Source organism: Sphingorhabdus sp. (assembly GCF_046154385.1).
GTDB lineage: Bacteria > Pseudomonadota > Alphaproteobacteria > Sphingomonadales > Sphingomonadaceae > Sphingorhabdus_B.
Genome location: NZ_JBJXFW010000023.1, coordinates 15,972 through 42,426, shown reverse-complemented (window position 1 = coordinate 42,426; position 26,455 = coordinate 15,972). Strand labels below are relative to the sequence as shown.

Annotated in this window: 21 protein-coding genes; 13 read left to right on the top strand and 8 right to left on the bottom strand. The window is 54.9% G+C overall.

Features of this window, described 5'->3' with window-relative positions:
• The gene (locus ACKVOS_RS04620; protein ID WP_409210841.1) at window positions 1-1,302 is read right to left on the bottom strand and encodes a serine hydrolase domain-containing protein; all 1,302 of its coding nucleotides are present in this window, start codon (window positions 1,300-1,302) and stop codon (window positions 1-3) included.
• On the bottom strand, window positions 1,302-2,375 hold the full coding sequence (locus ACKVOS_RS04615; protein WP_409210840.1) for an A/G-specific adenine glycosylase: 1,074 nt from the start codon (window positions 2,373-2,375) through the stop codon (window positions 1,302-1,304). The genes ACKVOS_RS04620 and ACKVOS_RS04615 overlap by 1 nt, the downstream gene beginning before the upstream one ends.
• Before the next feature lie 10 nt (window positions 2,376-2,385).
• On the opposite strand from ACKVOS_RS04615, the gene ACKVOS_RS04610 reads away from it, so the two are divergent.
• From ACKVOS_RS04610 to ACKVOS_RS04590, 5 genes are read left to right on the top strand one after another with little or no spacing between them, the layout of a single operon-like run.
• The gene (locus ACKVOS_RS04610; protein ID WP_409210839.1) at window positions 2,386-2,931 is read left to right on the top strand and encodes a DUF721 domain-containing protein; all 546 of its coding nucleotides are present in this window, start codon (window positions 2,386-2,388) and stop codon (window positions 2,929-2,931) included.
• A gap of 6 nt (window positions 2,932-2,937) precedes the next feature.
• The gene (locus ACKVOS_RS04605; protein ID WP_409210838.1) at window positions 2,938-3,657 is read left to right on the top strand and encodes a thioredoxin domain-containing protein; all 720 of its coding nucleotides are present in this window, start codon (window positions 2,938-2,940) and stop codon (window positions 3,655-3,657) included.
• 29 nt (window positions 3,658-3,686) lie between these two features.
• Window positions 3,687-4,424 (top strand): thioredoxin domain-containing protein, encoded by a 738-nt coding sequence (locus ACKVOS_RS04600; protein WP_409210837.1) that lies wholly within the window; start codon window positions 3,687-3,689, stop codon window positions 4,422-4,424.
• 49 nt (window positions 4,425-4,473) lie between these two features.
• Window positions 4,474-7,887, top strand: coding sequence for a chromosome segregation SMC family protein (locus ACKVOS_RS04595; RefSeq protein WP_409210836.1), 3,414 nt, complete (start codon window positions 4,474-4,476; stop codon window positions 7,885-7,887).
• On the top strand, window positions 7,884-8,753 hold the full coding sequence (locus tag ACKVOS_RS04590) for an alpha/beta fold hydrolase (RefSeq protein ID WP_409210835.1): 870 nt from the start codon (window positions 7,884-7,886) through the stop codon (window positions 8,751-8,753). The genes ACKVOS_RS04595 and ACKVOS_RS04590 overlap by 4 nt, the downstream gene beginning before the upstream one ends.
• Here ACKVOS_RS04590 and ACKVOS_RS04585 read toward each other — a convergent pair.
• Window positions 8,750-10,888 (bottom strand): alpha-galactosidase, encoded by a 2,139-nt coding sequence (locus ACKVOS_RS04585; protein WP_409210834.1) that lies wholly within the window; start codon window positions 10,886-10,888, stop codon window positions 8,750-8,752. The two genes, ACKVOS_RS04590 and ACKVOS_RS04585, sit on opposite strands and share 4 nt — an antisense overlap.
• A gap of 139 nt (window positions 10,889-11,027) precedes the next feature.
• On the opposite strand from ACKVOS_RS04585, the gene ACKVOS_RS04580 reads away from it, so the two are divergent.
• The 4 genes from ACKVOS_RS04580 to dapE all read left to right on the top strand — a co-directional run bounded on the left by ACKVOS_RS04580 (window position 11,028) and on the right by dapE (window position 16,618).
• Entirely contained in the window at window positions 11,028-12,554 is a 1,527-nt protein-coding gene (locus ACKVOS_RS04580; RefSeq protein WP_409210833.1) for a sodium:solute symporter family transporter, read from the top strand.
• The gene (locus ACKVOS_RS04575; RefSeq protein WP_409210832.1) at window positions 12,551-14,017 is read left to right on the top strand and encodes a glycerol kinase; all 1,467 of its coding nucleotides are present in this window, start codon (window positions 12,551-12,553) and stop codon (window positions 14,015-14,017) included. Before ACKVOS_RS04580 ends, ACKVOS_RS04575 begins: the two co-directional genes overlap by 4 nt.
• A gap of 96 nt (window positions 14,018-14,113) precedes the next feature.
• The gene (locus tag ACKVOS_RS04570) at window positions 14,114-15,442 is read left to right on the top strand and encodes a hypothetical protein (RefSeq protein ID WP_409210831.1); all 1,329 of its coding nucleotides are present in this window, start codon (window positions 14,114-14,116) and stop codon (window positions 15,440-15,442) included.
• A gap of 39 nt (window positions 15,443-15,481) precedes the next feature.
• Complete coding sequence (gene dapE / locus ACKVOS_RS04565) at window positions 15,482-16,618, top strand: succinyl-diaminopimelate desuccinylase (protein WP_409210830.1); 1,137 nt, start codon at window positions 15,482-15,484, stop codon at window positions 16,616-16,618.
• Window positions 16,619-16,629: 11 nt separating this feature from the next.
• On the opposite strand, the gene ACKVOS_RS04560 is transcribed toward dapE, so the two are convergent.
• The 3 genes from ACKVOS_RS04560 to ACKVOS_RS04550 are packed head-to-tail and all read right to left on the bottom strand — an operon-like array spanning window position 16,630 to window position 19,097.
• Window positions 16,630-17,184 (bottom strand): Smr/MutS family protein, encoded by a 555-nt coding sequence (locus tag ACKVOS_RS04560; RefSeq protein ID WP_409210829.1) that lies wholly within the window; start codon window positions 17,182-17,184, stop codon window positions 16,630-16,632.
• Between the two features lie 8 nt (window positions 17,185-17,192).
• Complete coding sequence (locus ACKVOS_RS04555) at window positions 17,193-18,428, bottom strand: murein transglycosylase A (protein WP_409210828.1); 1,236 nt, start codon at window positions 18,426-18,428, stop codon at window positions 17,193-17,195.
• A 12-nt stretch (window positions 18,429-18,440) separates the two neighbouring features.
• Window positions 18,441-19,097: a Tim44/TimA family putative adaptor protein gene (locus ACKVOS_RS04550; RefSeq protein WP_409210827.1), complete on the bottom strand. Its 657-nt coding sequence runs from the start codon at window positions 19,095-19,097 to the stop codon at window positions 18,441-18,443.
• A gap of 260 nt (window positions 19,098-19,357) precedes the next feature.
• On the opposite strand from ACKVOS_RS04550, the gene secB reads away from it, so the two are divergent.
• From secB to ACKVOS_RS04530, 4 genes are all read left to right on the top strand, one after another.
• Window positions 19,358-19,867, top strand: coding sequence for a protein-export chaperone SecB (gene secB / locus ACKVOS_RS04545; protein WP_409210826.1), 510 nt, complete (start codon window positions 19,358-19,360; stop codon window positions 19,865-19,867).
• Window positions 19,868-19,900: 33 nt separating this feature from the next.
• The gene (gene murJ / locus ACKVOS_RS04540) at window positions 19,901-21,475 is read left to right on the top strand and encodes a murein biosynthesis integral membrane protein MurJ (RefSeq protein ID WP_409210825.1); all 1,575 of its coding nucleotides are present in this window, start codon (window positions 19,901-19,903) and stop codon (window positions 21,473-21,475) included.
• Window positions 21,476-21,484: 9 nt separating this feature from the next.
• Entirely contained in the window at window positions 21,485-22,483 is a 999-nt protein-coding gene (gene trpS, locus ACKVOS_RS04535) for a tryptophan--tRNA ligase (RefSeq protein ID WP_409210824.1), read from the top strand.
• 82 nt (window positions 22,484-22,565) lie between these two features.
• The gene (locus ACKVOS_RS04530; protein ID WP_409210823.1) at window positions 22,566-23,231 is read left to right on the top strand and encodes a DUF4136 domain-containing protein; all 666 of its coding nucleotides are present in this window, start codon (window positions 22,566-22,568) and stop codon (window positions 23,229-23,231) included.
• A 36-nt stretch (window positions 23,232-23,267) separates the two neighbouring features.
• Here the strand turns inward: ACKVOS_RS04530 and ACKVOS_RS04525 are convergent, their stop codons facing one another.
• Both ACKVOS_RS04525 and dnaA read right to left on the bottom strand, forming a co-directional pair.
• Entirely contained in the window at window positions 23,268-24,296 is a 1,029-nt protein-coding gene (locus ACKVOS_RS04525; RefSeq protein ID WP_409210822.1) for a hypothetical protein, read from the bottom strand.
• Window positions 24,297-24,684: 388 nt separating this feature from the next.
• Window positions 24,685-26,043 (bottom strand): chromosomal replication initiator protein DnaA, encoded by a 1,359-nt coding sequence (dnaA, locus tag ACKVOS_RS04520; RefSeq protein ID WP_409210856.1) that lies wholly within the window; start codon window positions 26,041-26,043, stop codon window positions 24,685-24,687.
• Window positions 26,044-26,455 lie beyond the last annotated feature (412 nt).

The window sequence follows — 26,455 nt, the reverse complement described above, 5'->3', positions numbered from 1 at the left end:
TCAGGCCGTTATGCCCAGATCCTTCAGCACCCATTTGGCAAAATCCTCATGGAAGGGATATACATTGCTCGGCACATATTGCGCCATGCACACGGCGCGCACCTGACGGCGGGTGTCGACAAAAGCCACCGTGCCGGCCGCGCCGCCCCAGCCAAATGTTCCTTCAAACGCACCTTTGCCAACGCGGCCACCGGCGCCATTACCTGCGCCTGCAACAAATGTACCTTCGGTCTTGATACCAGCAGGTAGCAGATCAGACATTGCCAATGCCGCCGTTTCGGACGCCATCACCCGAACGCCATCCAGTTCCCCGCCATTTTGCAGCATATGCAAAAAGCGGTCATAATCACGCGCCGAGCACACCAGCCCGGCACCGCCAAATGCAAAAGCAGGCTTGTCGAGATAAATACTGGTCGGTGCGGGATCGATGGGGATCAACACGCCGTTGACCGGCGCATAGTTGGTGACAAAGCGCTTTGTTTCGGCGGCGGGCACTTGGAAATAACTGCTCGTCATTTTCAATGGATCAAACAAACGGGTTTTCAAAAAAGATTCAAATTCCATGCCGCTGGCGGCTTCGATCACTCTGCCCAGAACATCGAGGGAAATAGAGTAACTCCACTTTGTTCCCGGTTCAGCAATCAATGGCAGCGCAGCCACACGTTCGGCAAATGTCTTCAAATCGGGGGTGGGTGCCGGGGTTTCAAATCCGGGCAGCGGAAAACGGCTCACAATACCGGGATTGATGCCCTGCTCGTTATACGCCTTCAATAACGGCCCCTTGGTAATGATATTATACCCAAGCCCCGCCGTGTGGGTCAGCAAATGCCGCACCGTAATCTGGTTTTTGGCAGGCACAGCCGAAAGACTGTTTTCCGGATCGGTTAGAACCGTCATTTTTGCAAATTCGGGCAAGAAATCGGCAATAGGTTGGTCAAGTTTCATCTTGCCATCACCCACCAACAACATGGCCGCAATGCCGGTAATCGGCTTTGTCATCGAATAGACCCGCCACAGCGTATCGAAATCAACAGGCGTCTGGTCGCCTTGGGCAATGGTACCGACCGAAACCACGTCAGTCGCAATTGCGCCTTTACCGATCGACGCCAGAACGCCGGGTAATTTCCCCGACGCGACATAGCTGTCGAATTGCGCTTTTATCGTTGGATATTTCTCGGTCGCCAATGCCCATGCTTTGGAAGGCATAAACGCAGATGCAGCACCTGCCATTGTAAGCGCGCCGCCCCAGCCCAAAAAGCCGCGCCGATTTAGTGCCGCTGCGCTGATTGCCTGATGTTCCATTACGTCTCTCCTGAAGCGATTGCCACTTTTGCTGCTTTACTGAATAGTGTTGGAAGACCGGCCTTGTCGAGCGAATTTGCATCCCACCACTCGCCGACCAAAGGCGGATCATCCTTGCCCCGCCATGCCGTAACGGTAACAACGACATTCAGCGAAAAATGGGTGAAGATATGCGAAACGGGTGTTTGGCATACAGTCCAGTCGGCCGCAAACGGCGGTGATTGACTACCGTCGCATCGCGCCGTCCAGCCGTCATCGGGCAAAGCCCGCATTCCCGCCAGCATTCCCTTGTCTTGGCGGCGGACAAGCCAGACCAACTCGCCTTTGGTGATCCAATATATGGTGCCTGTTCGCACAGGCTTGGCTTTTTTGGGCGACTTCACGGGATAATCCTGCGGATTTCCGGCAATTGACGCAGAACAATGGGCATTTAGCGGGCATGATGGACAAGACGGCGTCTTGACCGAACATATACCGGCGCCCAGGTCCATCATTGCTTGGGCAAAGTCGCCCGACCTCAGCTTTGGGGTAATTTCCGACGTCGCATTATAGATAACGGGCTTTGCCTGCGGTAAAGGCGTTGAAATCGACTTCAGCCGCGAAACGACGCGTTCAATATTGGCATCAACCACAACGGCATTTTTGCCAAAGGCAATCGCGGCTATTGCGGCGGCGGTGTAAGGGCCAACGCCCGGTAAAGTCCGCAATTGCGCTTCTTCTTCCGGCATGACCCCGCCAAAATCAGACATGATATTGCGCGCGCAACGGATCAGATTGCGCGCCCTTGCATAATATCCAAGCCCCGCCCACGCCGCCATGATATCGGCGTCATCGCAGGCGGCCAGTGCGGCGAAGTCGGGCCATTTTTCGGTGAACTTTTCAAAAAAGGGTATGACGGCAGCCACCGTGGTTTGCTGCAACATAATCTCCGATATCCACACATGATATGGGTCGGGCAAGCCCTGCCCCGGCAATTTGCGCCACGGCAATTTCCGTGCGTGCCGGTCATAATGGTCAAGCAGCTGCGCCGCGATATCCCCAATTTTCTGGCCAGAATGTTGGACGCCGTTCATCAGAAATGGCATGGATGAGACAATGGACAAAGGCAAGACTTCTGACCGGGGATCGAAAAAGACGATCACCCCCAAACCCTATCAGCGTCCCCGGGGCGGTGAAGCAAGGGCTGTGTCGGCATTGATGCCCGAAATAGGGCGCGCCGCATTCCGCCGGTTCGGATTTGTCCAAAGCTCGGTGGTCAGTCGCTGGGATGAAATTGTCGGCACGCGCTACGCATCGGTGTCCGCGCCCGAAGCGATCCGGTTTCCCATAGGGCGCAAGTCGGACGGAACGCTGGAACTGACCGTTGAAGGCGCGCATGCCACGATGATCCAGCATGTCCTTCCCGAGATTATCGAACGGGTAAACCGCTTTTTCGGATATGCCGCCGTCGCGCGCGTCAAGGTCCGCCAGGGGCCGGTTTCACGACCCTCTCCCGCCAAGCTGGCCGCTCCGTCAATCTTAAAGCCGGTGCCGTTCGAATTGGGAGAATCGTTACGGGAGATCGGCGATCCGGAATTGTTCGCGGTGCTCGAAAGTCTTGCGAAAAGCCTTGCCAAAGACGGTGAGTGATTCCAGATGTTCCGCGACTTAATTACAGGTAAAGCTTTTCTCATGTCCCATACCGGAAAATATTTCGCGATTCTGATAACCGCCGGGTTGGTTTTTTCGGCAGGGTCGCTCGCCGCACCTGCGAAAAATAACTGGCTTTTGACGTTTAACGTCAGTGACAAGGGTGCACATATTGTCGGAAACCCGTCCGCCCCCAACAAAATCGTGGAATATTTGAGCTACACGTGCAGCCATTGTGCCGATTTCGAATTGAAAGAATCACCCCAGCTGAAGGCGCAATATGTCGCAACTGGCAAAGCCAGTCTTGAAATTCGCAATCTGCTGTTGAACCCGATCGATTTGACCGCGGCCATGTTGGCCCGGTGCGGCGGAAAGGCCCGGTTCTTTGGCAACCAAAAGCATTTATTTGCGACCCAATCGATATGGCTGGGCCAGACCAAAAATATTTCCGCAGCTACCGAAGCGCAGCTGAAAAGCGCGGATTATGTTGGTTTCATGACGGGCGTTTATCAGGAAATCGGGTTGGTGCCGATTATGCAGCAACGCGGAATTTCGCCTGCACAAGCCAAGACGTGCCTTGCGGACAAGGCCGCGTTAAAGACGATCCTCGCCATGACCGACGATGGCACTGCCGCCGGAGTGCAAGGCACGCCGTCATTCATGGTCAACGGCGTATTGCAAGACCATGTCCATAGCTTCGACGAGTTGAAAACAAAGTTGAAATGATCGTGAATCGAAAGATTGAAGGAAACCCTATGCGTATAAAATCACTCTTGGTTGCTGCCACAGCGACACTCGCTCTCTTGGCGTGCAGCGGCGGCGATACGGCAAGCGCGCCGAAAGGTGAACCGATTGCAAAAGTGGCGGCACCTGCCGGAAAGGCCTGGACCGACACAGTCAGCAAAACCGCGGCGGGCGGCTTCAAGATCGGCAATCCAGAAGCCAAGCTACAGCTGGTCGAATATGGCGCAATCACGTGCCCGGGCTGCGCCCAATTTTCGGTCCAATCGACCGAAGAACTGAACGGGTTGATTAACACCGGGGTCGTTGCGATGGAATATCGGCCCTTTCTGGTGCACGGGGTGCAGGATATTCCCGGTTTCCTCTTGGCATCATGCAGCGGACCAGAAGCCTTCTTCCCGCTTGTCGAGCAACTTTATGCCGAACAGCAAAGCTGGTTGAGCAAGTTGAGCACCGTAACGCCAGCCGACCAGCAAGCGATGCAAAAAATGACCCCGGCAGAAATCGCCACGCTACTTGGCACAAAAATGGGTTTGATCGAATTCGTCAAATCCCGCGGGATCAGCGAAGATCAAGCCAAATCATGCCTCGCGGACAAGGCGGCCATCGATGCACTGATTGCTGCAACCGAAAAAGCCACAAATGACGATGGCGTCAGCGGCACACCTTTTTTCACTCTCAACGGCGCAAAGCTTGACGTGAATGGTTGGGTCCAGATTAAAGGCAAGCTGGTCGAAGCAGGCGCGCGGTAGTCGGTTTGCAAGGAACGGGAATGCGTGTTTGTAATCCACGAGATAGAATTTGCGGATAAACAGGCTGAAACTTGTCGGCTTCAAAAGCTTTGTCGAGCCTGCCGAACTCAAGATTGAAACCGGCCTTACCGGCATTGTGGGGCCGAATGGTTGTGGCAAGTCCAACCTTTTGGAGGCGATTCGCTGGGTCATGGGCGAAAGCAGCCCCAAGTCGATGCGCGGCGCGGGGATGGAAGATGTCATTTTTGCCGGCACGGCTTCGCGTCCGCCGCGCGATTTTGCCGAAGTCACAATTTCGGCGGAGCGGCATTATGACGATGTGGCGAATGACGACGATCATGAACTGGAGGTAACCCGCCGGATCGAACGCGGGGCCGGGTCGGCTTACCGGTCAAACGGACGCGACGTGCGTGCCAAAGATGTGGCGCTGATTTTCGCCGATGCAGCCACCGGCGCACACTCACCGGCCCTCGTCAGTCAGGGCCGGATCGGCGCGATCATATCCGCCAAGCCGCAGGAACGGCGGCAAATGCTGGAAGAGGCAGCGGGTATTTCCGGTCTGCACGTGCGCCGTAAAGATGCCGAGCAAAAGCTGCGCGCGGCCGAGGCCAATCTGGCGCGGCTATCGACCATATTGGCTGACATGGATGCAAGGGCGGGGCAACTTCGTCGTCAGGCAAAACAAGCGGAACGCTATCGCACACTCAGTCGCGATATCCTGCAGGCCGAGGCCCAATTGATATATGTACGCTGGCAAGAGGCAAAGGCCGCCGCGGATGCCGCCCGCGCCGAAGCCAACGCGGCAACGGCAGAAGTGGAAAACGCCACCGCGCAGCAACGTGACCTAAGCGCGGCGCACCAAAAGGCAGTGGGCGAACTCGCCGAAGCGCGATCCGTCGCCTTGGCCGCGCGCGATGCGGCAAGCGATCTGTCGAATATGCTGGTCCAGTTGAAAAGCGATCTGGACCACATTTTGCAACGACAGAAGGATTTGACCACACAAGCGGCCCGAATGGCCGAAGATGGCGCGCGCGAAGACAGGCTGACTCACGACGCCGCCGACGCCCTTGCCAGGTTGCAAAGTGAAAGCGGGTCCCTGAGCCAGACGATAAAGGTACAAGAAGATAAGCGCCCCGCGCTGGTGAAGGCTGCCGAAAACGCCGAACGCCAGGTGCGTGAGAGCGAAGTTTCCCTTGCCAAGGCGTTGGCCGAACAGGCCCGTGCCGATGCCGAAATCCGGGTCGCCGACGCCGCCCTCGCTTCCGCCTCTGCTCGAGTTGAGCGTACCGAACGGGATGCAGGCCGGATCGCAGAGGAGCAGGCACGACTTGGCGATGAAGCCGACCTTGCCGCTGCCAAACAGGATGCTGATCGGGCAGTTGCCGCGTGTCAAAAGCAAACCACCGACGGTTTGGCGGCACTTGAAGCGGCAGAGGCGCAGCGCCTTAGCCTGATGGCACAGCGCGATTCCGCGCAAAGTGCATTTGCCAGCGCCAAAGCCGAACTTGCCGCGCTTCTGTCGGAACATAGCGCGCTATCGCGGGCGTTGACCAAAAGTATCGGCGCACAGGCCATCAACCACATCATGGCCGCCCCGGGATATGAACGCGCACTCGCCGCCGCCTTGGGTGAAGATGTCAATGCGGTCATCGGCGGCGAACAGGGGCGCAGGTGGCTTGGTCGTAACGACGAATTAGCATCAACATCGGGCACCCGATTGATCGACCATGTTACCGCACCGGATGAGCTACGCGCCCGGCTTTCGATGATCCGGGTCGTCGATGCCGACCACGGCGAGACGCTATTGCCCGGTGAACGGATCGTGACCCGCGACGGAAAGATGCGCCGTTGGGACGGATTTTTGGCGGATGACGATGGCGCAACCACAGCCGAACTGTTAATACGGCAAAACCGACTGGCGGAGCTGGATGAGCAAATCCCGGTGGCCCAATCCACCCTATCGACCCATTCGCAAGCCGCAGAAGCGGTTGCGGGACAAATCGCAGTTGCGCAAGACACGCATCGCACGCTTTTGGCCGCGCAACAAAAACTTGATAGCGAACTTCGACAGGCCTTGCGGGCAACCGATCAAACCGAAGACGCGCTAAACCGGCTGCATTTTGCGCGCACCGCCCTGCACGAGCGCATCGTTGCAAGTGATCGCGATATCGCGACCGCGCAAACCGAATTGCGGGACGCACAGGATGTGAGGGCGAAACTGCCCGCCGGTGACATAAATGCAGAGCTGGTCCAAAGACTAACCGCAGAAAATGACGCATACCGGCAATATCTGATGCAAAGTCAGGCCGATGTGTCGGCGCATGAACAGCATGTGTCCCAAATGCGTGAACGGCGTGCAGTGACGATGGCTGAGATTCGCGGCTGGCAAGAGCGCGCCGGAGAGGCCGATCGCCGGATTGCCGAAATGAAAAAGCGGGCTGCTGAAATCGCACATGAGCTGCAGAGTCTGGACGGTCGACCTACCCAGTTGGAACAGCAGATCGCGCGACTGGACGCGGATCGCGTTCGCATCGCCGAAAAACTGGCCCAGTTACAGACGGCTGAAAACACCAGTGAAGCCGCGCTCAAATTACTGGAACAGGAATTGGCCGAAGCTGCAGAAGCCCTGTCGATAGCGCGTGAAGCCCGTGCCGGTGCAGAGGCACGTGCGGAAAATCAGGATCAACGCCGGATCGAAATGGGGCGCATTTCGGGTGAGCGGTTTGAATGCCCACCTCCGGTTTTGCCAGAAAAGCTGAACTTTGACGAAAGTGCCCTGGGTGATGCGGCGATGCAATCGGGGCGGCTTGACCGCCTGCAACAGGAACGGGAGCGGATTGGCCCGGTCAACCTGATCGCCGCCGACGAACTGGCCGAATTGGAAGAACAGCAAGGCACAAGCCTGAAAGAAAGCGAAGAGCTAACGCAAGCCATCAACCAGTTGCGCGGCTCGATCGGTAGCCTCAATCGGGAGGGGCGCGCGCGTCTGCTGACGGCATTCGAGGCGGTCGATGGCCATTTCCGCCGGCTGTTTTCGACTTTGTTCAACGGGGGGCAAGCCCATCTGGCGTTGATCGACAGCGATGATCCGCTTGAGGCTGGGTTGGAAATATTTGCTCAACCGCCGGGCAAAAAGCTGCAATCCTTGACTCTTCTATCCGGCGGCGAGCAAGCGTTGACTGCGGTCGCCCTGATTTTTGGGCTATTCCTGACCAATCCGGCACCCATTTGCGTGTTGGACGAAGTGGATGCGCCGCTCGATGACGCCAACATCGAACGCTTTTGCGATTTGCTGGACGCGATGACGAAGGAAACGGATACACGCTATCTGATTGTCACCCACAACGCTGTCACCATGAGCCGAATGCACCGGCTTTTTGGCGTGACGATGATCGAACAAGGTATCAGTCGCCTTGTTTCGGTTGACCTTGGCGGGGCGGAGCAATTACTGGCCGCCGAATGACTATTCACGGCCCGATCACCAACAGCTTCATTTCGCAGCGCCTGCGGCTCAATTATGTCGATTGGGGCAATGCCGACGCGCCACCGCTTTTGCTGGTGCATGGCGGGCGCGATCATGCGCGCAGCTGGGACTGGGTTGCTGAGGAATTGCGCCACGATTGGCACATCATCGCGCCCGATCTGCGCGGCCACGGCGACAGCGCATGGTCGCCGGACGGCAATTACGAAATGTCGGCTTTTGTCTATGATCTGGCCCAGTTGATCCATCAATTGGGTCTGGCACCTGTGACTATCATAGCCCATTCGATGGGCGGCAATATCGCCACGCGCTATGCCGGTATCTTCCCCGAAAATGTCCGCAAGCTGGTCAATATCGAAGGACTCGGCCTATCGCCGCAAATGCAGGCCGAACGCGACGCCATCGGCATCCAGAAACGGTTCCGCCAATGGATCGAAGACAAGCGCAATGCCGCTGGTCGAACCCCCAAACGCTACCCGACCATCGAAGCCGCCTATGACAGGATGAAGGCGGAGAACAGCTATTTAACAGACGAACAGGCCCGTCATCTGACCGTTCACGGCATCAGACGGAATGAAGACGGCACATGGAGCTGGAAGTTCGACAATTACCTCAACATCTGGGCCATTTTCGATATGCCGCGCGAGGAATTGTTGAGCATCTGGCAATCTATCACTTGCCCTATGTTGCTGCTCTATGGCGAAAAAAGCTGGGCCTCCAATCCCGCAAAAGACGGACGAATCGCGCATTTCCCGACGGCCAGCGTGATCGAATATGAAAATGCAGGGCACTGGTTGCACCACGACCAGTTCGATCGTTTCATCGCAAACGTGAAGGCGTTTCTTTAACCAAGAATCGCCTTCAAGTGGAACAGCAGGCATGTCTCCGGTTGGGCATGGGGCAATTGCATCCCCGCCTGCATCAAGGCTGCCCCGTTAAAAACAGCGCCAGCGCCGGAAAGATCAAGTTTCTCGATAAGTGAAGGTGCCTTCACCGCCGGCCACCCTTCGGGCCAGATGAGGGCGAGATGATAGCGGCGTGCCGGATCAAGACCTGCAAATTGCAGCCTTCCCGGCAAAACATGCTGGTCACCGGTCATATAGCTTAACGAAAAAAGGGCCTCCGATTTGTCCCGCGCCACAACTCCGATGGCCAGATGGTGCGGAGCGGTGTCGAGACGATAGATATCGCCATCATGCAACAGACTGCGGTGCTGCTTATGCAGCGTAATGGCGGCTTTGAGCTGGAAAAGATCCGCCTCCCGCTCGGTCAGCAGGTTCAATTCCAATCCCATATGACCGGTCAGCGCCGTCGCCGCACGCATCGCCATCGAAATGCGGCGCCCTGTGACGTGACAATGGGCTGGCCCGACATGACAACCCATAGTCTCGGGCGGCAAAAAGAAGCTCGCGCCGCGCTGGATATTTTGGCGGTCCAATGCGTCATTGCTGTCGGAAGTCCAAACCCGGTCGCTATGCGCCAACACGCCCATGTCCGCCCGTGCCCCGCCCGACGAACAGCTTTCGATTTCAACCTGCGGATGAGCTCCGCGAATTCTGTCCAACAATGCGTAAAGCGCGTGCACCTGCGCCACAGCCCGCACCGCGCCATCCACGCCACCGGGGTGACTGAGATCACGGTTCATGTCCCACTTGATGTAACGGATGTCATGGTCCCGCAAGACGGCGTCAATCCGGTCGAACAGATAGTCGGCCACTTCGGGCCGGCTGATGTCGAGCACATATTGGGTGCGGAAGGGGACCTGATCGACGGCCTCAGCGCCGAGAACCCAGTCCGGATGCGCCCGATAGAGATCGCTGTCCGGATTGACCATTTCAGGTTCGAACCAGATGCCCATTTCCATGCCCAGACCGGTGACATGGTCGACAAGCGGCCGGAGGCCCAGCGGATATACATCGTCCGAAACAACCCAATCACCCAATCCGGCAAGGTCATTGCGCCGTGCGCCGAACCAACCGTCATCCAGAACAAAGCGCTCGACGCCCAGCGCAGCCGCCTTGGTTGCAAGCTCTTTCAGCCTGTCGGTGTCATGGTCGAAATATACGGCTTCCCATGTGTTATAATGGACCGGCCTTGGTTTGGCCCGCATTTCGGCGCGCAACAGTTTTGTGCGGACGTGCTGATGAAATTTTCGGCTAAGCGCGCTGAAACCTTGTGCGCTGTAGGCGCCGACGATTTCGGGGCTTGCATAGCTTTCGCCGGGCGCCAAGCGGATTTCGCCGGGAAAAAGCAGCGCGCCCAAGTTCGCAATTACACGCCCGTCGGTCAGCGTGTCGACACGCAGCCGGTGATTACCGCTCCATGCCAAGTGCAAGCCATAGACTTCTCCGGCATTTTCGTTGGTATCCGCTGTGGCAAGCAAAAGAGCGGGATAGCTGAAATGCGAGGTCCGTCCGCTGCGATTTTCGCGCACATAGCTACCCGACGTCCGGGCAATCCGTTCACGGCCAAATTCCTGCGTCCATCGTCCACTAAAGCCGATGATATCGGTCATGTTTTGCGGCAGTTCGAGGCATGCCGTGGCCATCTCGTTCAGGTCAAGCGGGGTAGCACCATAGTTGGTCAGGGTCGACGCGATGCGCAGCACACCACTTTCGGGGTCGAGCTCAACGCGGTATTCCAGCCCCAATCGGGTCTGCTCGTCGCGGCAAATTATTTTAGCGCCATGTGGCAGCGTCTCCACTTTTGCTCCACGGAAAAGACTACCCCAGTCCTTACCTTCGCGGTGCGCGGACAATCCTTGCACCATCGGGTGCCCAAGCCCCGCCTCCATCGCCAGGGACAAAGGCATGGAAACATCGGCGACCCCATGCATCCCCTGCCGAAGGGAAAGCTTTGCAAGTTCGTCAACGGAGACATTTTTCGCCAATGCCTTGCCCCAATACAGCAGAGAGGGCGGCGCGTCCTGTTCGCAGGAAAACACGACCATGGTGTCGGCGGAATCAAGGCGAAGATATTGCAAGCGACTCTCCTGCGATGCGAATTGAGTTTGCACCAATTTTTGAATTGTTTGATTGTCTTTTCAGGCTGCTTGTCTAGTTTCGCAAATCACAAAAAAGCGCAAGTCCGAACTTGTGTAGAATTGCCAGACGGGAGCGGAAATGTTTGAAACCACCAACAGTGCGGGCCAGATCGCGATATTTGTAGCACTAACCCTGTTGATTGCCGTCCTGACATATTGGAAAGTGCACGGCAAAGGCGCCAATCGCACCGAAGATGCCGGGTCGACGAAAGAGGTTTTCCTTGCCGGCGGCGGGCTCACTTGGCTTTTTGTCGCAGGGTCAATTACGTTGACCAATCTGTCGACCGAACAATTGGTCGGTATGAACGGCAACCAGATGCTGTTGCTCGCATGGTGGGAAATTTCGGGTTTTGTAGGCTTGATGATCCTGGCCTATGTTTTTGTTCCAATCTATTATCGCAACAAGTGCACCACAGTGACCGAACTGCTGGAACGGCGCTATAAGGGCGGCAGTATCCGCACGGTTATTTCGGCGCTGTTTCTGCTCGGCAATATTCTGATCTACCTTCCCGCAGCGCTCTATTCGGGAAGCCTTTTCCTCAAATCCATGTTTGGCGTCGATTGGTCATTGCTATGGTTTGCGGCTCCGATGGCCATCATTGCCGCGATCTATACGATCACCGGCGGGCTTCGGGCTGTTGCGGTGATGGACACTTATTCCGGCATCGGCGTGCTGGCGATAGCGTTTCTGGTAGTTATCCTCGCGCTAGCCGCCGTGGATTTTGACCTTTCGACGGTGCCCGCCGAACGGACGTCAATGATAGGCAGTATTACGTCGCCCATTCCCTTTCACACATTGTTTACCGGCATGATTTTCATCCAGATATTCTATTGGTCGACAAACCAGAATATCACCCAGAAAGCGATGACCGCCCCCACGGTAAAAGAAGCGCAAAAGGGTGTACTTGCCGCCGCTGTGGTCCGCATTCTTATCATTCCCGCGATTGTCGTTATACCGGGCGTCGTGGCCTATAAATTGTTCGGCAGCTTGGGCGATGCAGCCTATGGTAAACTCGTTGCACATGTCCTGCCCGGGTGGATGTCGGGCGCGTTCGCTGCGATGATGATGGCAGCGGTAATTGCCCATACCAGCGCGATATTGAACAGCTCCGTCGCGCTCTATTCCGTCGATTTTCATGACAAATTCATTCGTCCAGTGGCAAACCATTGGCGGCTGGCGGCGGTGGTTTCGGTGGTTCTGACAATCACCTCAATTCTGCTTGTTCCGGTTTTCGAAAACGCGAAAAGCATTATCAACCTGTTGCAGCAACTTAACGGCTTGTCATCGATGCCCATTTTATCGGCTTTCATCGCCGGACTACTATTCCGGAATATGGATGCCCGCGCTGCAATCGCGGGCTTAATCTGGGGCGTTGCGCTTTATGCGTTCCACAATTTCATTCTTTATGTTCCCGACACGCTTTATGCTGGGGAGACATTCTACCAGCATATCGGCATTGGCTGGCTTCATTATATTGATGTTATGGCCATTGTTTTGGTTACATGTGTTTTGATGGCTCTGGCTGTCAACCGGTTCCTTTTCGGGAACAGGGCTGTTTTTATCTGGAGCAAGGAAGGACGCCGTATTGCGGCGCTTGAGGCATGAGCAAAAGCATATTGGTCATTGATGAAGGGACTACTTCAACCCGCGCAGTGCTGTTCGCGGCCAGTGGCGAGGCTCTCGGCAGTTGCCAACGTCCGCTGACGCAACATTATCCCGCACCGGGGCTGGTGGAACATGATGCGGAGGAAATCTGGAACCTCACGCTCGAATGTGCGCGCGAAATGGTCGCAAAGGCGGGTGGTGCGGACCAGATCGCAGGCATTGGTATTACAAACCAGCGTGAGACCATTGTGTTCTGGGATGCACGCACCGGAAAGCCGCTCGCTCCTGCCATCGTCTGGCAAGACCGGCGCACGGCGGACCAATGCATGGCCCTGCGCGAGCGCGGCGAAGAACCGGTCGTTCAGGCAAAAACAGGGTTGTTGCTCGATCCCTATTTTTCAGGTTCGAAAATTGGTTGGGCGCTCGCCAACTGGCCCCAACTGACCGAGGCTGGTACGCATCTACGGGTCGGTACTATCGAGAGCTATCTTGTCTTTCGCCTGACAGGTGGCGCGCATATCAGCGACGCGAGCAATGCATCACGGACCGCATTGATGGCGATTGGCAGCGGCGGCTGGGATGACGGCCTGACCGACTTATTTGGTGTTCCCCGCGATATATTGCCCGAAATCACGGATTGTGCAGGACAACTTGGAACTACTACGCCGGAAATGTTCGGTTCTTCGATTCCCATTACAGGGATGGCAGGTGATCAGCAGGCCGCCACGATCGGTCAGGGATGTTTTACGATCGGCCAAACCAAGGCAACATTCGGCACTGGCGCTTTCGTCCTGACCCAAACAGGAACGACGTTGCGGCAATCGAAGCATCGACTGCTATCGACCGTCCTGTACCAGATTGCGGGCGAGCGGCATTATGCGCTGGAAGGTTCCGTCTTTGTGGCAGGCAGCCTGGTACAATGGTTGCGCGATGATTTGGGATTGATTGGCAGTGCCGCGGAGACAGAACCTCTCGCACGAAGTGTAGCCGACAATGGCGGAGTTTATCTGGTTCCGGCGCTATCCGGGCTTGGTGCCCCGCATTGGCAGCCTAATGCACGCGGGACCATCGCAGGGCTAAGCTTTTCGGCAAAGAAAGCGCATATTGCCCGCGCCGCGTTGGAGGCAATGGCGCACCAAACGCACGATCTGAAAACCGCCTTTGCCGCCGATGGTGCGGATTGGGCCGAACTGCGCATCGACGGTGGCATGGTTGCGAACGATTGGATGGCGCAGGATCTGGCAGACATATTGGCCATTGATGTCGAGCGTCCGGCGTTCATCGAAACAACGGCATTAGGCGCGGCGATGCTCGCTGCCATAGGGGCAGGGCTCTATCCCTCACTCAAAACAGCGGCCATAATGCGAGGCGGGGTAACACGATTTACGCCAATGCTCCCATTGGCCGAACGTCAGACCCGACTCACAGGTTGGGCCGATGCCCTATCGAGGGTCCTGCAATAGCGGCGCGGCATTTGGTCCAAAAGTTTACGGCATTTTAACCATCCTTGGGCAATGTGGAGCGGACTGAGAAGTCGCGACTTGCATCGACAGGACCCAATGATGGATAATTTGCGCGGATTTGAGCCATTTGGATCGGACTATAACGCCGACTTGCCTGGCTATGACGTCTTCGAACAAGAAGATGCCGCCATCGAAGCACCGCCTGTGGTTTCGACCGATGAGCGCCGGATGCAAGTCCGTGCCTATAATTTCTGGACGGCGCAACTTCACGACAAAAACTACCCGTCGATTGAAGAACTCGATCCATCTGCCGTCGAGGATTTCCGGGATTACAGCGTATTACTGGATTTCACGTCAGGGATCGAAAACCCCTCAATCGAATTTCTAGGTGACAAATTGCGGTCCGAATGCGGATTGGGCGATGAGGTCACTTATCTTGATGAAGTGCCTAGCAGGTCGCTGCTATCACGCATCACCGACCATTATCTGCAAATAATTGCAAACCGGGCACCCATCGGATTTGAAGCGGAATTCGTGAATGATCGCGGTGTCAACATCATGTACCGTGGCATATTGCTGCCCTATTCATCGGATGATGACACTATCGATTTCATTTACGGTGTCATCAATTGGAAAGAAGCCATAGCATCCGATTTAGCTGCGCCACTTCAATTGGAAGTCGAACAGGCATTGGCCGCTGCACCACCGAGACAGGAACATGTCCCTGTTTGGGCGGATGGTCCAACTGCAGGACATCTTGATGAAGAGCCCGAAGAAGAGCTGGAATTGGGTCAAGAATTCGCTTTTGTCGAATCTCAGCCCGATGAAAATTCGTCGCTCGCGGATTGGCTGGATGCTGCCCGGCAAAGTGCCGATAGCGCACGCGATGCAGACCTGCGTACTCGCGAAGCTTTGTATCAGGCAATAGGACGGGCTCATGATTTTGCACTTGTTGCGGCAAAGAACCCCTCGGATTACGCGGACTTGCTGTCCGATGCCGGGCTTGTCGCACAGGATCGCGCTCCGTTTACGCCGATTGTGAAGCTGGTTTTCGGCGCAGGCTATGATAAAACCCGGTTGACCGAATTTGCGACCGCGTTGCAATTTGCGGATCGTAACGCCGTATCGATGGGCGGCCTTGCCGAGATATTGGGCAAATATGATGGCGGCTTGAAAGGCATTATCGCGGCCGAGCGCCGCGCCAAAAAGGTGGCTGCCGGCCAACATGTTGCCGCTGTTCCCGTCGACCCGCGTTTGCGTCTGCGAACCGCAAGAGCGCGCGACTTGACCGAATTTTCAGGTGAAGGCGAAGAGTTTGTGTTGCTCGTTGCACGCCGCGATGCCGACGGTACGGTTGCAATCATTGGTGCAGTAGAAGGCGATGCAGTTTTGACAGAAAAGGCATTGCGTAAAACCTCTGTCTGACTTGTCTCGCGTTCGATAAGTCCTTAACGCTGCTGTCCGATGACAGACAGCCTTGCCTTGCAATATACCCAACACCTGATCGCATGCGAAAGCATCACCCCGGCCGCCGGTGCCGTGTTTGATACGCTGGAGGGGATGTTGATCCCTCTTGGCTTTGCCGTGCATCGATTCATTGCGGGTGAAGGCGACGAGAATCCTGCCCATGGCGCTCCTGTGGAAAATCTTTTCGCTATCCGCAAAGGGCCCGGGCGCCATTTTGCCTTCGCCGGACATCTCGATGTCGTACCGCCCGGCGAAGGCTGGCATACTGACCCATTTGTCCCCGCGATAAGGGGTGACTTGTTGTACGGCCGTGGTGCCGTCGACATGAAAGGCAGTATTGCAGCGTTCGTCGCGGCATTGCACGATATACCCGCCGAAGCAGGCACCATCAGCCTGATTATCACGGGCGATGAAGAAGGCCCGGCAATTTATGGCACGCGCGCGCTGATCGACCATATGCATGCACACCAGTCCATTCCGGATGCCTGTCTCGTCGGTGAACCTACCAGCGTCCACAGGCTGGGTGATATGATGAAGATCGGGCGGCGTGGGTCCGTAAATATGTGGATCTCGGTCGACGGCGCGCAAGGTCATGTCGCTTACCCGCACCTTGCGGACAATCCGATCCCAAAACTCGTGGCACTATTGGCACAAATTGAGGCTATTCAACTGGATAGCGGCACAGACTGGTTTCAACCGAGCAATATAGAAATTACCGACATAAATGTGGGGAACAAGGCGACAAACGTCATTCCTGCTAAAGCCGAAGCACGGCTGTCGATCCGTTTTAACGATTTGCAAAATGGGACGGATTTGGTTGAACATATTCGCACATTAGTCGAAACCGGCGGCGGAACCTTGACCGCAATGATCTCGGGGGAAGCTTTTCTGACGCCTCCTGGGGAGTTTTCGGCTATTATATCGGAAGCCGTAAAGTCAGTAACAGGTATCGAGCCGGAGCCCTCTACCACCGGTGGGACGTCCGATGCGCGGTTCCTGACCAAGATTTGCCCGGTTGTGGAATTTGGTCTGTGCAACGCGACAATGCACAAGCTTGATGAAGCTGTCGCAATAGCCGATCTTGACGCATTGACCGAAATCTACCGTAATGTCGTGCTCAAATTCTTGGATTAAGGGCTCTGCGCCTATCCCTTTAGGACAATATACAAAGCGCCTGCACCACCATGCCGGGGATGTGCATTGCGGACAGCCGAAATGTGACGCGCATGGCGTGATGCCGCCAGCCAATCACGAACCACTGAAGCGATAGCGCCGCGCCCCTCACCCGAAGCGCGATCATGTGCACGAGGCTTGCCCGTAACGAGCAGGATCACCTTGAACTTCTGCGCGATCGATTGCTCCAATGCGCCGTCCAGTCGCGTGTAAGCGCGCGACAGGTTGGCATCATGTAAATCAATGCTGATATCGGGAACAATGCCGCCCCGGTTTATTCGCCGATCCCAATGCCCATCCAGATTTTGCCGCGGCGGCGGCGCTTTTGGCTCGCTTCGTAAATTGGGGGTAGCGGTTTTAACAGCCGCCGCTTTGGACGGCATCCGCCCTGGCGGATTGGGGGCAGGCTTTTCAGGTGGCGTTGCGACTTTGATATCTGTTTTCGGTCTGACAATATGCAATGGCCTGACCGTTTCGATCACCCTGCCCCAAAGCATCCTTTCATGTGTATCCAGCCGCCGCGCCATAGCACGGCCTAAAGCCCGAGCCGCGCCACGGCAGATTTCGGCAAGAAAACAAGAGCCGCCCCGCGCGCCGCCATGCCGCCTGCTATTGCCTTGGCACGGTCCCCGGCGCCCCAAAAAGTGTCGATCCGGTTGGCACCTTTAATCGCGCCGCCCGTGTCTTGTGCAATCCAGATGCCGTTTGGCTCCGCCCGATCCATCGACAACCATATAGGTGCGCCTAGCGGGATAAACTTGATATCAACTGCCACGCTGGCCTCCCCCACCACAGGATAGCCCATCGCACCCAGAGGCCCTGCTCCGGTCAATTCGCGAAAGAAGATGAAGCTTTTGTTTTCCTGCATGATTTTGCGCCCTGCGTCCGGGTTGGCGCGCAGATAGGCAACAATGCCTTGCATCGACCCATCGGTTATCAGGCCGCGATCCTTCATCAGCCGTCCAATGCCGGTATAACTGCGACCGTTCTGGGTTTCATAGCCGATCCGCATCACACTGCCATCGGGCAATTTGAGACGCCCCGAACCCTGGATTTGCAAAAAGAAGAAATCGACCACATCACGCGCATATGCGATTTCGAGTCCACGCCCGGCGAGGGAACCGCCTTCGATTGTGGCACGGTCATCATATTGAACAAATTTGGTCCCGCTTACCTTGCCGCGAATATTTTTGCCTTTCAGTTCATCCGAAAAGGCACCCAAATCGACATCGATCAGATCCGTTGGGCGTTTATAGATCGGGACTTCACACCCCGCCTGCCGTATCCGGCACCCCTGAATTTCGGGTTCGTAATATCCCGTAGCAAAAGCCTTACCATCGCCCACCTGAACCGCATCCATATAGGCGGCAAAGAATGAAATCGCATCGCCTGTCCAGGTTTTTGCGGCATCGCACGCGGCAACCCAATCCTCACTTTGCGAAAGGCCGCTGGTATCATTGCGGCGGACAAGCCCGGGACAGCTTGTACGAAAACTGTCCATGGCCAACTTCGCTTTGCGGCGATCCACCGTCAAAGCGCCGATTTCCGGACCTCGCACCACACCCAATGTTGCTGCGGTAGTTCCATCGCCTGCAACGGCCGCGGCGGGCAATGTTGCTTCTGCGGTAGACGGCACCGGCTTTGCCGGCTTTTCATTGATAGGGCGTTCCGGCGCAGTCGGCGGAGACACTCCCCCATTGGGAATGATGCTCCCCGAACAGCCGGAGAGAATTGTCAAAGACAAAGCGAGAATGACAGCAGCGCGTTTCATCGCGCCGGTGAATCAGACGGAGTCGGTTTCGTCAAGCTTCCAATTACGGTCGCCCGATTTCACATCGCGCATGAATGTCCAGATATCATGCGTTTCAACCGCATCGGTCATCGAACCACCAATGATGTTGCCATCGGAATCTTTCACCAAAGAAGCGATGTCGGCGTCAAAGCGGACCGTAACCCGGGCCGTCGGATGTTCCAAGCTTGCATCTACAACGCGCACCTCTTCGATACGAACAAGCCGATTTTCCAGAGTTTCCCCCCTTGCGACGCGGCCATCAATTGCTTCTGCAAAACTTGCATAAACATCATCATCGCACAGAAAGCGCAACGCTTCCTTGTCGCCTTTCCAATAAGCTTCGAGCACCATTTTATAGGCCGATTTTGAACCTTCAATAAAGAGGCCGAGATCAAAGCTGCGATCGGCATTGGCGATCGAACGAACGCCGCTCTGCGCGGCTACTTCGACGGCATCACTATCACCTTTTGGCAAAGCCGACCCCGAATCGCCAACAAGAAGAGGCTGGCGGATAATAGGTGCCGTGTTGTCTATAGGCTGACGCGCGACGGGTTCTTGTTCATGTCCCGTGCGTTTTCCAAGCACCGAATAGAGGCGTAAGCCTAGAAAAGCAGCAACAAGAGCAAGCAATACGATAGTGAAAGTCACAACGCCTCCATGCGCGAAAAACGTGGACGAATGGTTATCGCTGAATTCATAATATTTGAATTCAGCTCCGCCCTGCGTGCCATATAAGCATTATACGGGATAGTTTCAAAGGGCTTTACCTAAAGAATCGTGCAACCCACGATAACGCAACACAGCGATTGCCCTTTTTTCATGCCCCTGCTAGGCGCTGCACCCAATTGTCGACGCATACATTGTGTCGTAATTCAGGTTTAGGCTCACAACAAGAAAGCACGCATCACATGGCCGAAGAAGCAGGCACCATCGTTTCTGAAAATGTAAAAGCCAATGGCGAAGATACCGCCCCTGCGGTTGGTATGTTGAGCCAATATATCAAAGATCTGTCGGTAGAGAACCCGCATGCTCCACACAGTCTGCAATGGGATGCACAGCCACAGATTGATGTACAAGTGAATATCCAAGTCGATGCAATCAACGATGAAATTCACGAAGTCGGACTAAAGCTGTCGGTTAAAGCCGAAAGCGACAATGGCGTCCATTTTTCGGTCGAACTGGAATATGGCACACTTTTCGGTCTTCGTAACGTACCAGACGAGCAGGCTCATCCATTCTTGTTTGGCGAAGCACCGCGTTTGATGTTCCCGTTTGCGCGTCGTGTTGTTGCCGATGCGGTAAGAGATGCCGGTTATCCGCCTTTGGTTTTGGAACCGATTGATTTCAACGCGCTCTATATGCAGCAAATCGCCCAAGCCCAGCAAATGGCAGAAACTCAACCCGCTGGCGAAGCTTGATCTGACGATTCCCTTGAAAAGGAACGCAGCGGCGTGAACTTGCTCAAATCAACTGGCATAATCGGCGGCATGACGTTGATAAGCCGGGTTTTTGGTTTCGCGCGCGATATGATGCTTTCGCGCATCTTAGGTGCGGGAACCGCAGGTGACGCTTGGCAACTGGCTTTCCAATTGCCCAACATTTTCCGTCGGCTATTCGCGGAGGGTGCATTTTCTGCAGCTTTTGTTCCGCTATTCAACCGAAAAATGGCCGATGAAGAGCAAGGCGAAAGCACCGCCGCGCGCATATTCGCAACAGATGTACTTTCGATATTTGTTCCCGTCTTATTGCTCTTTTCAGCCGTAATGATGCTGATAATGCCGGGGTTTATTTGGCTTATTGACGATTTCGGCCAAGGAGGGCGCACCAGCGACTTTTCGATTGCTCTGGCACGAATTACATTCCCTTATCTTGCGTTGATAAGTGTCACGACGCTGTTCGCTGCAATTTTGAACTCGCTCAGCAAATTTGCGGCGGCGGCATTTGCGCCCGTTCTTTTAAACCTGTGCATGATTAGCGCGCTGCTTTTCGCTTTATGGATAGACGGTGGATCAGACCCTGAGCGCGCGGCCTATTACCTCGCATTTTCGGTATCGCTGGCCGGGCTGATGCAAATGATATGGCTCGGCTATTGGGCACGGAAAGCCGGGTTCAGGCTTTCCATTGGCAAGCCAAAACTAACCAGCGACGTGCGTCAGCTCGGTGTTCTGATTTTGCCGGCTATTTTCGGCGCAGGCATTTATCAGATAAGCAGGTTCATCGATCTGTTTTTTCTGGGCAGATTGGAAGAAGGCTCTTTCGTATTTCTTGCACTTGCAGACCGACTCAATCAGTTACCGTTGGGAATCATTGGCATCGCACTTGGCACAGCGATTCTACCTGCACTTTCACGCTTCATTGCCCAAGATGACCAGGGCGGCGCACAGCGCGTTCAAAGCAATGCTATCGAACTTGGCCTTTTACTGACTGTACCGGCGGCAGTCGGACTTTTCGTTGCAGCCCATCCTTTGGTGAGCGCGTTTTATTTTGGCGGTAAATTTGGTGCCGATGATGTGACCAGCACCGCTTCTGTCGTGGCAATGCTCGTCATCGGACTGCCTGCTTATGTCCTAGTAAAAGTGCTCACTCCCGGTTTCTTTGCCCGCCGCGATACCAAAACACCCGTATACACAGCTGGTGCATCGTTGATTATAAATATCGTGCTCAATATCATCCTCATACCCCAGATGGGCGTTGCAGGATTGGCACTGGCCGGTGCCATAGCGGCTTGGGCAAATTGCTTTATGCTATATGCCGTTCTGCAGCGCCGTGGGCATTTCCATGTCGAGGCGGATCTGCTTTCACGAATTGGACGCATTTTTGTTTCAGCAGCAGCGATGGGCGCGGCAATCTATGTTATCACGCCTTTCGGTTCGACATATTATGCCGCTGGCGCGTTGATGCGCGTGGGAAGCATTTTGGCGCTGGTCAGCTTAGGTGGCGTCGTTTATTTCGGTCTTGCATGGATTACCGGCGCAATTGATCGCAGCAAAATCGAAATGTTGACCCGCCGGCAAGCAGCTAAATAGGATAAGATTATGCGCGTCGTTTCCGGCATCCAGCCTACCGGCAATCTCCATCTCGGCAACTATCTTGGCGCGATCCGTAATTGGGTGAAAATGCAGGACGAGATGGAGTGCCTGTATTTCCTCGCTGATTTACATGCATTATCCATGCCGCACGACCCGGCTGCTCTGACCGCAAATACTCGCGAAATGGCGGCGGCACTGATTGCCTGCGGGCTGGATATCAACAAGGCAATTTTGTTTAACCAAGCTCAAGTCCCTGCCCATGCGGAATTGCAGTGGCTGTTGAACGGTACAGCCCGAATGGGCTGGCTGAACCGGATGACCCAGTTCAAGGACAAATCGGGCAAGAACCGGGAAGGCGCGAGCATTGCCCTGTTTACATATCCAGTGCTGCAGGCCGCTGACGTCTTGCTGTATCAAGCGACCCATGTGCCGGTGGGGGAAGACCAGAAGCAACATCTGGAGCTTGCCCGGGACATCGCGCAGAAATTCAACAATGATTATGGCCAAGGCACAGAGATTTTCACATTGCCTGACCCGATCATTCCCAAAGCGACTGCACGCATCATGTCGCTGCGTGATGGCAATGCCAAGATGTCGAAATCCGATCCGAGTGACATGAGCCGGATCAATCTGATCGATGATGCCGACGTGATTCTGTCCAAAATCAAAAAGGCCAAAACGGACGCTGAACCCTTACCAACCGAACCAGCTGGTTTGGAGGGTCGGGCGGAAGCCCAGAATCTCGTCGGTATATACGCGGCCTTTGCCGATGAAACCACAGAAGCCACGCTTCGGCAATTTGGTGGACAGGGATTTGGAGCGTTCAAACCCGCGCTTGCAGAGTTGGTTATTGAAAAGTTCCGACCGATTTCCGAACGGTTCAAGGCGCTCAAAGACGACCATGAACAGATCGACGCTGCGCTTGCAAAAGGCGCCGCCAAAGCGCGGGAATTGGCAATGCCGACGTTGAAATCGGCCTATGCAGCGTTGGGACTTTTACGCTGATATTTGTTCGCCGCTGTTAAACAACGGTTCATCGACATAGTAGCAATATGCGAAAACAGCGACTGGGAAATAAGTCGAGGAGATGATGATGAAAAAGTTCGTGATTACGCTAACTCTATCAGCGGCAATGTTAACATTAGGTGCGTGCGCCACCCCGTTTAAAGCCGATGTATCGCGCTTTCAGGAGCTTCCCGCGGCCAAAGGTCAATCTTTTGCGGTTCGCGCATCGGATCCGGCTTTCGCGGGCGGCATCGAATTTGACCAATATGCATCGCTGGTCGCCAACGAATTGGAAAGCATTGGCTATACGCCTGCTGCGCCTGGAACCAACGCCGATATGACGGTCACCCTTGGCTATGGTGTGGACGAAGGCAAGGAACGGACCATTGTCCGGCAGGATCCATTCTACGATCCCTATTGGGGTTTCGGCAGATCCTATCGCCCCTATGTCGTTCGCACCCGTCGCGGCCATCGCTATGTTGTGGGCTATTATGACCCGTTTCTGTTCAGCGGCTTCAACCGTCCTTATGATGTCGACAGCTTTACTGTTTACACTGCCAACATTGATATGAAAATCGATCGTGCTGCGGATGGGAAGCGGTTATTCGAAGGAAAAGCTGAAGCAAAATCACGATCCAACAAATTGCCGTACCTTGTGCCAAATCTGGTTGAGGCAATGTTCACCGGTTTCCCGGGGAACAGCGGCGAAACGGTTCGGATTTCGGTGGCACCCGAAGAAAAGAAATAAACCTTTGGCCTGGGATCAGGATCTGGGGTCCTGATCCTAGACACCACAACCCAGGTCGGTCTTGCCATATGCAGCGCCCTCACCCCGTGTTGGCGCAATGGCGGCATAAAGGTCTGTAGAGGGAAATGTACCGTCTTTCCCGATTGCGAAACCTTTGCGGCGAAACACGTCAATGACTTTGGCAGGCGGATCGGCAAAGTAGACCGACTGCGCCTCATAATGCTGTGCAATCGCCGTGATTGACAGGCCCTCAAACGAACGTTGAAATTTCATAAAAGTGCTTTTGCCTTCTACTGAAGCATAAGCTTTGTCACGGGCTTCCTCATCGACAAATTCCTTGCTTTCGAGTTCGGCCCATTTGGCACGAAGACGCGCCCCTATTTTAGCAAATTCCGTATCCAGCTCTTTGCCAAAACTACAATTTTGGGGACTAAAACTGATAATCAGCGGTTTCCCGCCCAGCCGGTCGAGTATTCCTGCACCATCCGCCAGATACCCAACGCCGCCTTTTGGCAATTTGACTTCGATATAATTGGTTGCCGTCAACCCGAACAAGGTAAGTGCCGTACCAGCCTTTACGCGGTCGAGTAAGCCGCTTGCTGTGTCGGGCTGGGCCCAGATATCGATCGCTTGATCCGTTGTCCAAATCTTGTTGCCTAGTTCTTTTGTAATAACGGGCGGCTGGGTTTCCGATAGATTGATATCGGCAATATAGCCTTTTCCGTCTGCCAGTTCGAACCAGCTGCTGGTCCCGTCCATCCCCATTTTCAACGTGCCGGTAACAGCGCTCCCCCTCGGAAGCTTGCCTAAAATCGCACTGTCCTGTGTGGTTGGCCGATCCCGAATGTTCACTTCAGTCACAGCGAACAACTGCCGAGAGGCCGCATATTCCGCTTCTGATTTGGAAAGGCTTGCGTCCGGCTCGTCACCGGAGGAACGGACGTCATCGGCTAAGAATAGCCAGAAATAAAGTACTCCCATTACCAGCAATGCCACCAACACAAGAGCTATACGCTTCCATGAACGGACAGACCCATCTTGCGATAACTTGGTTTTACTCGGCATCGATATGCTCGCTTCCTTCGGTACGGCCAAAGCTCCCCGAAATCGTCCGTCGAATCATGACGGTTCAGTGGATAAGCTGTCGACTGCTTGCTGAAAAGCGGTGTTTAGGGTCAGGACCTATTAAAAGCACTTGCGAGGCGTCAAAATGGCAAAGACATCGGACCAAATTGCGCGCCGTCAGGCAGCCATTCTACCTGCAAGCGCAATTTGGTTCGAGATCGAAGCCATTTTGACGTCCGAAGGATTTGACCCATTTTGCCCATGGCTGCGTCAGAAAGCCTTGAGATATATTGATATCCCTGCGGCTTCCTTCCTTGCCTTGTGCAAAATGGCTTCAAACCTCGCAAGTGCTTTTAATAGGTCCTGACCCTAAGCTGACAACAAAATCTTATGCTTCCAATTGCCTCAACAAAGCCCGCACATCATTGTCCATATCGCTGTCTTGTTTCCGCAAATCTTCAACTAGCCGTACAGCGTGAATGACGGTCGAGTGATCGCGTCCACCAAATTTGCGGCCAATTTCGGGATAGCTGCGCGGTGTCATTACCTTGGCAAGATACATCGCAACCTGACGCGGGCGGACCACAGCGCGCGCACGGCGTTTTGAGGACATTTCGCTGCGGTCGATACGGTAATATTCGCAGACAGCACGCTGGATTTCATCAATAGTGATACGGCGGCGGCAGGCACTGAGAATATCTTTTAGTTGCTCTTCCGCCAAGGTACGCGTTACCGGCTTTCCGGTCAGCTGTGCATAAGCGAGCAATTTGTTCAAACCACCTTCCAATTCGCGGACGTTGCGGCTGATGGTGCGGGCCAGAAACTCAACAACGTCTTCGCCAACTTGCGCGTCCGGCATTTGCGCCAGACGTTGCTGCAGTATCAGGCGGCGCAGTTCGAGATCAGCAGGCTGTATGTCCGCAACCAGACCCATCGAAAGTCGCGACAATATGCGTTGATCAACACCATCCAGTGCTTGTGGCGCGCGATCAGCGGCAACGACCAAGCGTTTACCTGCGCCAATAATCGCGTCAATCGTATGCAAGAATTCTTCCTGCGTCGACACTTTGCCGATGATGAATTGAATGTCGTCAATCAGCAAAACATCCACAGCGCGAAGTCGCGCCTTGAATTCCATAACTTCCTTGCGCCGCATCGCGGTCACAAATTCCATCATGAATTTTTCGGCTGACATGTAAATGATCTGTGCGTCGGGGTTCACCTCGGCATAGGCATGACCTATCGCGTGCATCAGGTGGGTCTTGCCCTGACCAGTTGCCGCTTGCAGGTAAAGCGGGTTGAACAACGGCTTGTCTTTCGCGGCCACCCGCTCGGCCGCACTATGTGCCAAGACATTGGTTTGGCCTTTCACAAAATTCGCGAATGTCATCCGCGGGTCAAGCGCAGAGCGGACAGGCAGAATTTCAGCCATATGTTGAGCCGCGGGACGTTCTGTAACGCCCGACGAACGCAGCATTTCAACGCGCGCAGCACCGGGGCGTGTGCGGATCTTGAGCTGCTTTACATTTTTGTTGGTTGAGGTCCAAGCCAGACGCAGTCGGTCGGCATAATGGTCCGCGACCCAGCTGGCCGAAAAATCCGACGGCAGGAGAAGTTCAAGCGTTCCCGTCAGATCGCAAAAGTCGCCGAGCGCAATCGAACGAATCCATTGGCCATAAATTTGTGCCCCCAGGTCACGCCGCAACCCGGACGAAATAATCTGCCAATCGGCTTCAAATCTGGCCATTAACGCGCTCACGGCCTGGCCGTCTGCCGATTGACCGGAATTGTCCTGCGATACAAAATTGTTAACGGTCACCGTCTTGCAAACCCCTCATGTCCACCCCTTTCCAGTCAAGCGAAACCGTGAACTATCTGCCCCGACATCAAGCCACAGAAATAGAGAGCCCATTTGCCGCCAAATGAAGCCCTGTCTGCGTCCAAATCTCAATGTGAGGCATTGCTCGACTGTCGTCACGCGATGCTGGAAACCCGTTCTTAGACGTCCGCAAACGAGTCGAGCAAGGGGTGGCCTGCAAAAAAAGTGAAATAAATGCTGTTGACTCTGTGTAAGCCAAGCAAACGCGTAAATTTATTTTTAACTCTTTGTTAAACAGTTTTTTTTCACAATTTTGGTCGTTTCGTCCGCCCGAATCGCG

What these genes read in the sequence shown, in the direction of transcription:
- ACKVOS_RS04605 (WP_409210838.1), top strand. Translation starts at nt 2,938, where the DNA reads ATGTTCCGCGACTTAATTACAGGTAAAGCTTTTCTCATGTCCCATACC.
- ACKVOS_RS04525 (WP_409210822.1), bottom strand. Translation starts at nt 24,296, where the DNA reads ATGCCGAGTAAAACCAAGTTATCGCAAGATGGGTCTGTCCGTTCATGG.
- secB (WP_409210826.1), top strand. Translation starts at nt 19,358, where the DNA reads ATGGCCGAAGAAGCAGGCACCATCGTTTCTGAAAATGTAAAAGCCAAT.
- ACKVOS_RS04570 (WP_409210831.1), top strand. Translation starts at nt 14,114, where the DNA reads ATGATGGATAATTTGCGCGGATTTGAGCCATTTGGATCGGACTATAAC.
- ACKVOS_RS04575 (WP_409210832.1), top strand. Translation starts at nt 12,551, where the DNA reads ATGAGCAAAAGCATATTGGTCATTGATGAAGGGACTACTTCAACCCGC.
- ACKVOS_RS04560 (WP_409210829.1), bottom strand. Translation starts at nt 17,184, where the DNA reads ATGGCGCGGCGGCTGGATACACATGAAAGGATGCTTTGGGGCAGGGTG.
- ACKVOS_RS04590 (WP_409210835.1), top strand. Translation starts at nt 7,884, where the DNA reads ATGACTATTCACGGCCCGATCACCAACAGCTTCATTTCGCAGCGCCTG.
- ACKVOS_RS04580 (WP_409210833.1), top strand. Translation starts at nt 11,028, where the DNA reads ATGTTTGAAACCACCAACAGTGCGGGCCAGATCGCGATATTTGTAGCA.
- ACKVOS_RS04530 (WP_409210823.1), top strand. Translation starts at nt 22,566, where the DNA reads ATGATGATGAAAAAGTTCGTGATTACGCTAACTCTATCAGCGGCAATG.
- ACKVOS_RS04600 (WP_409210837.1), top strand. Translation starts at nt 3,687, where the DNA reads ATGCGTATAAAATCACTCTTGGTTGCTGCCACAGCGACACTCGCTCTC.
- trpS (WP_409210824.1), top strand. Translation starts at nt 21,485, where the DNA reads ATGCGCGTCGTTTCCGGCATCCAGCCTACCGGCAATCTCCATCTCGGC.
- ACKVOS_RS04610 (WP_409210839.1), top strand. Translation starts at nt 2,386, where the DNA reads ATGGATGAGACAATGGACAAAGGCAAGACTTCTGACCGGGGATCGAAA.
- dapE (WP_409210830.1), top strand. Translation starts at nt 15,482, where the DNA reads ATGACAGACAGCCTTGCCTTGCAATATACCCAACACCTGATCGCATGC.
- ACKVOS_RS04620 (WP_409210841.1), bottom strand. Translation starts at nt 1,302, where the DNA reads ATGGAACATCAGGCAATCAGCGCAGCGGCACTAAATCGGCGCGGCTTT.
- dnaA (WP_409210856.1), bottom strand. Translation starts at nt 26,043, where the DNA reads ATGGCCAGATTTGAAGCCGATTGGCAGATTATTTCGTCCGGGTTGCGG.
- ACKVOS_RS04615 (WP_409210840.1), bottom strand. Translation starts at nt 2,375, where the DNA reads ATGAACGGCGTCCAACATTCTGGCCAGAAAATTGGGGATATCGCGGCG.
- ACKVOS_RS04555 (WP_409210828.1), bottom strand. Translation starts at nt 18,428, where the DNA reads ATGAAACGCGCTGCTGTCATTCTCGCTTTGTCTTTGACAATTCTCTCC.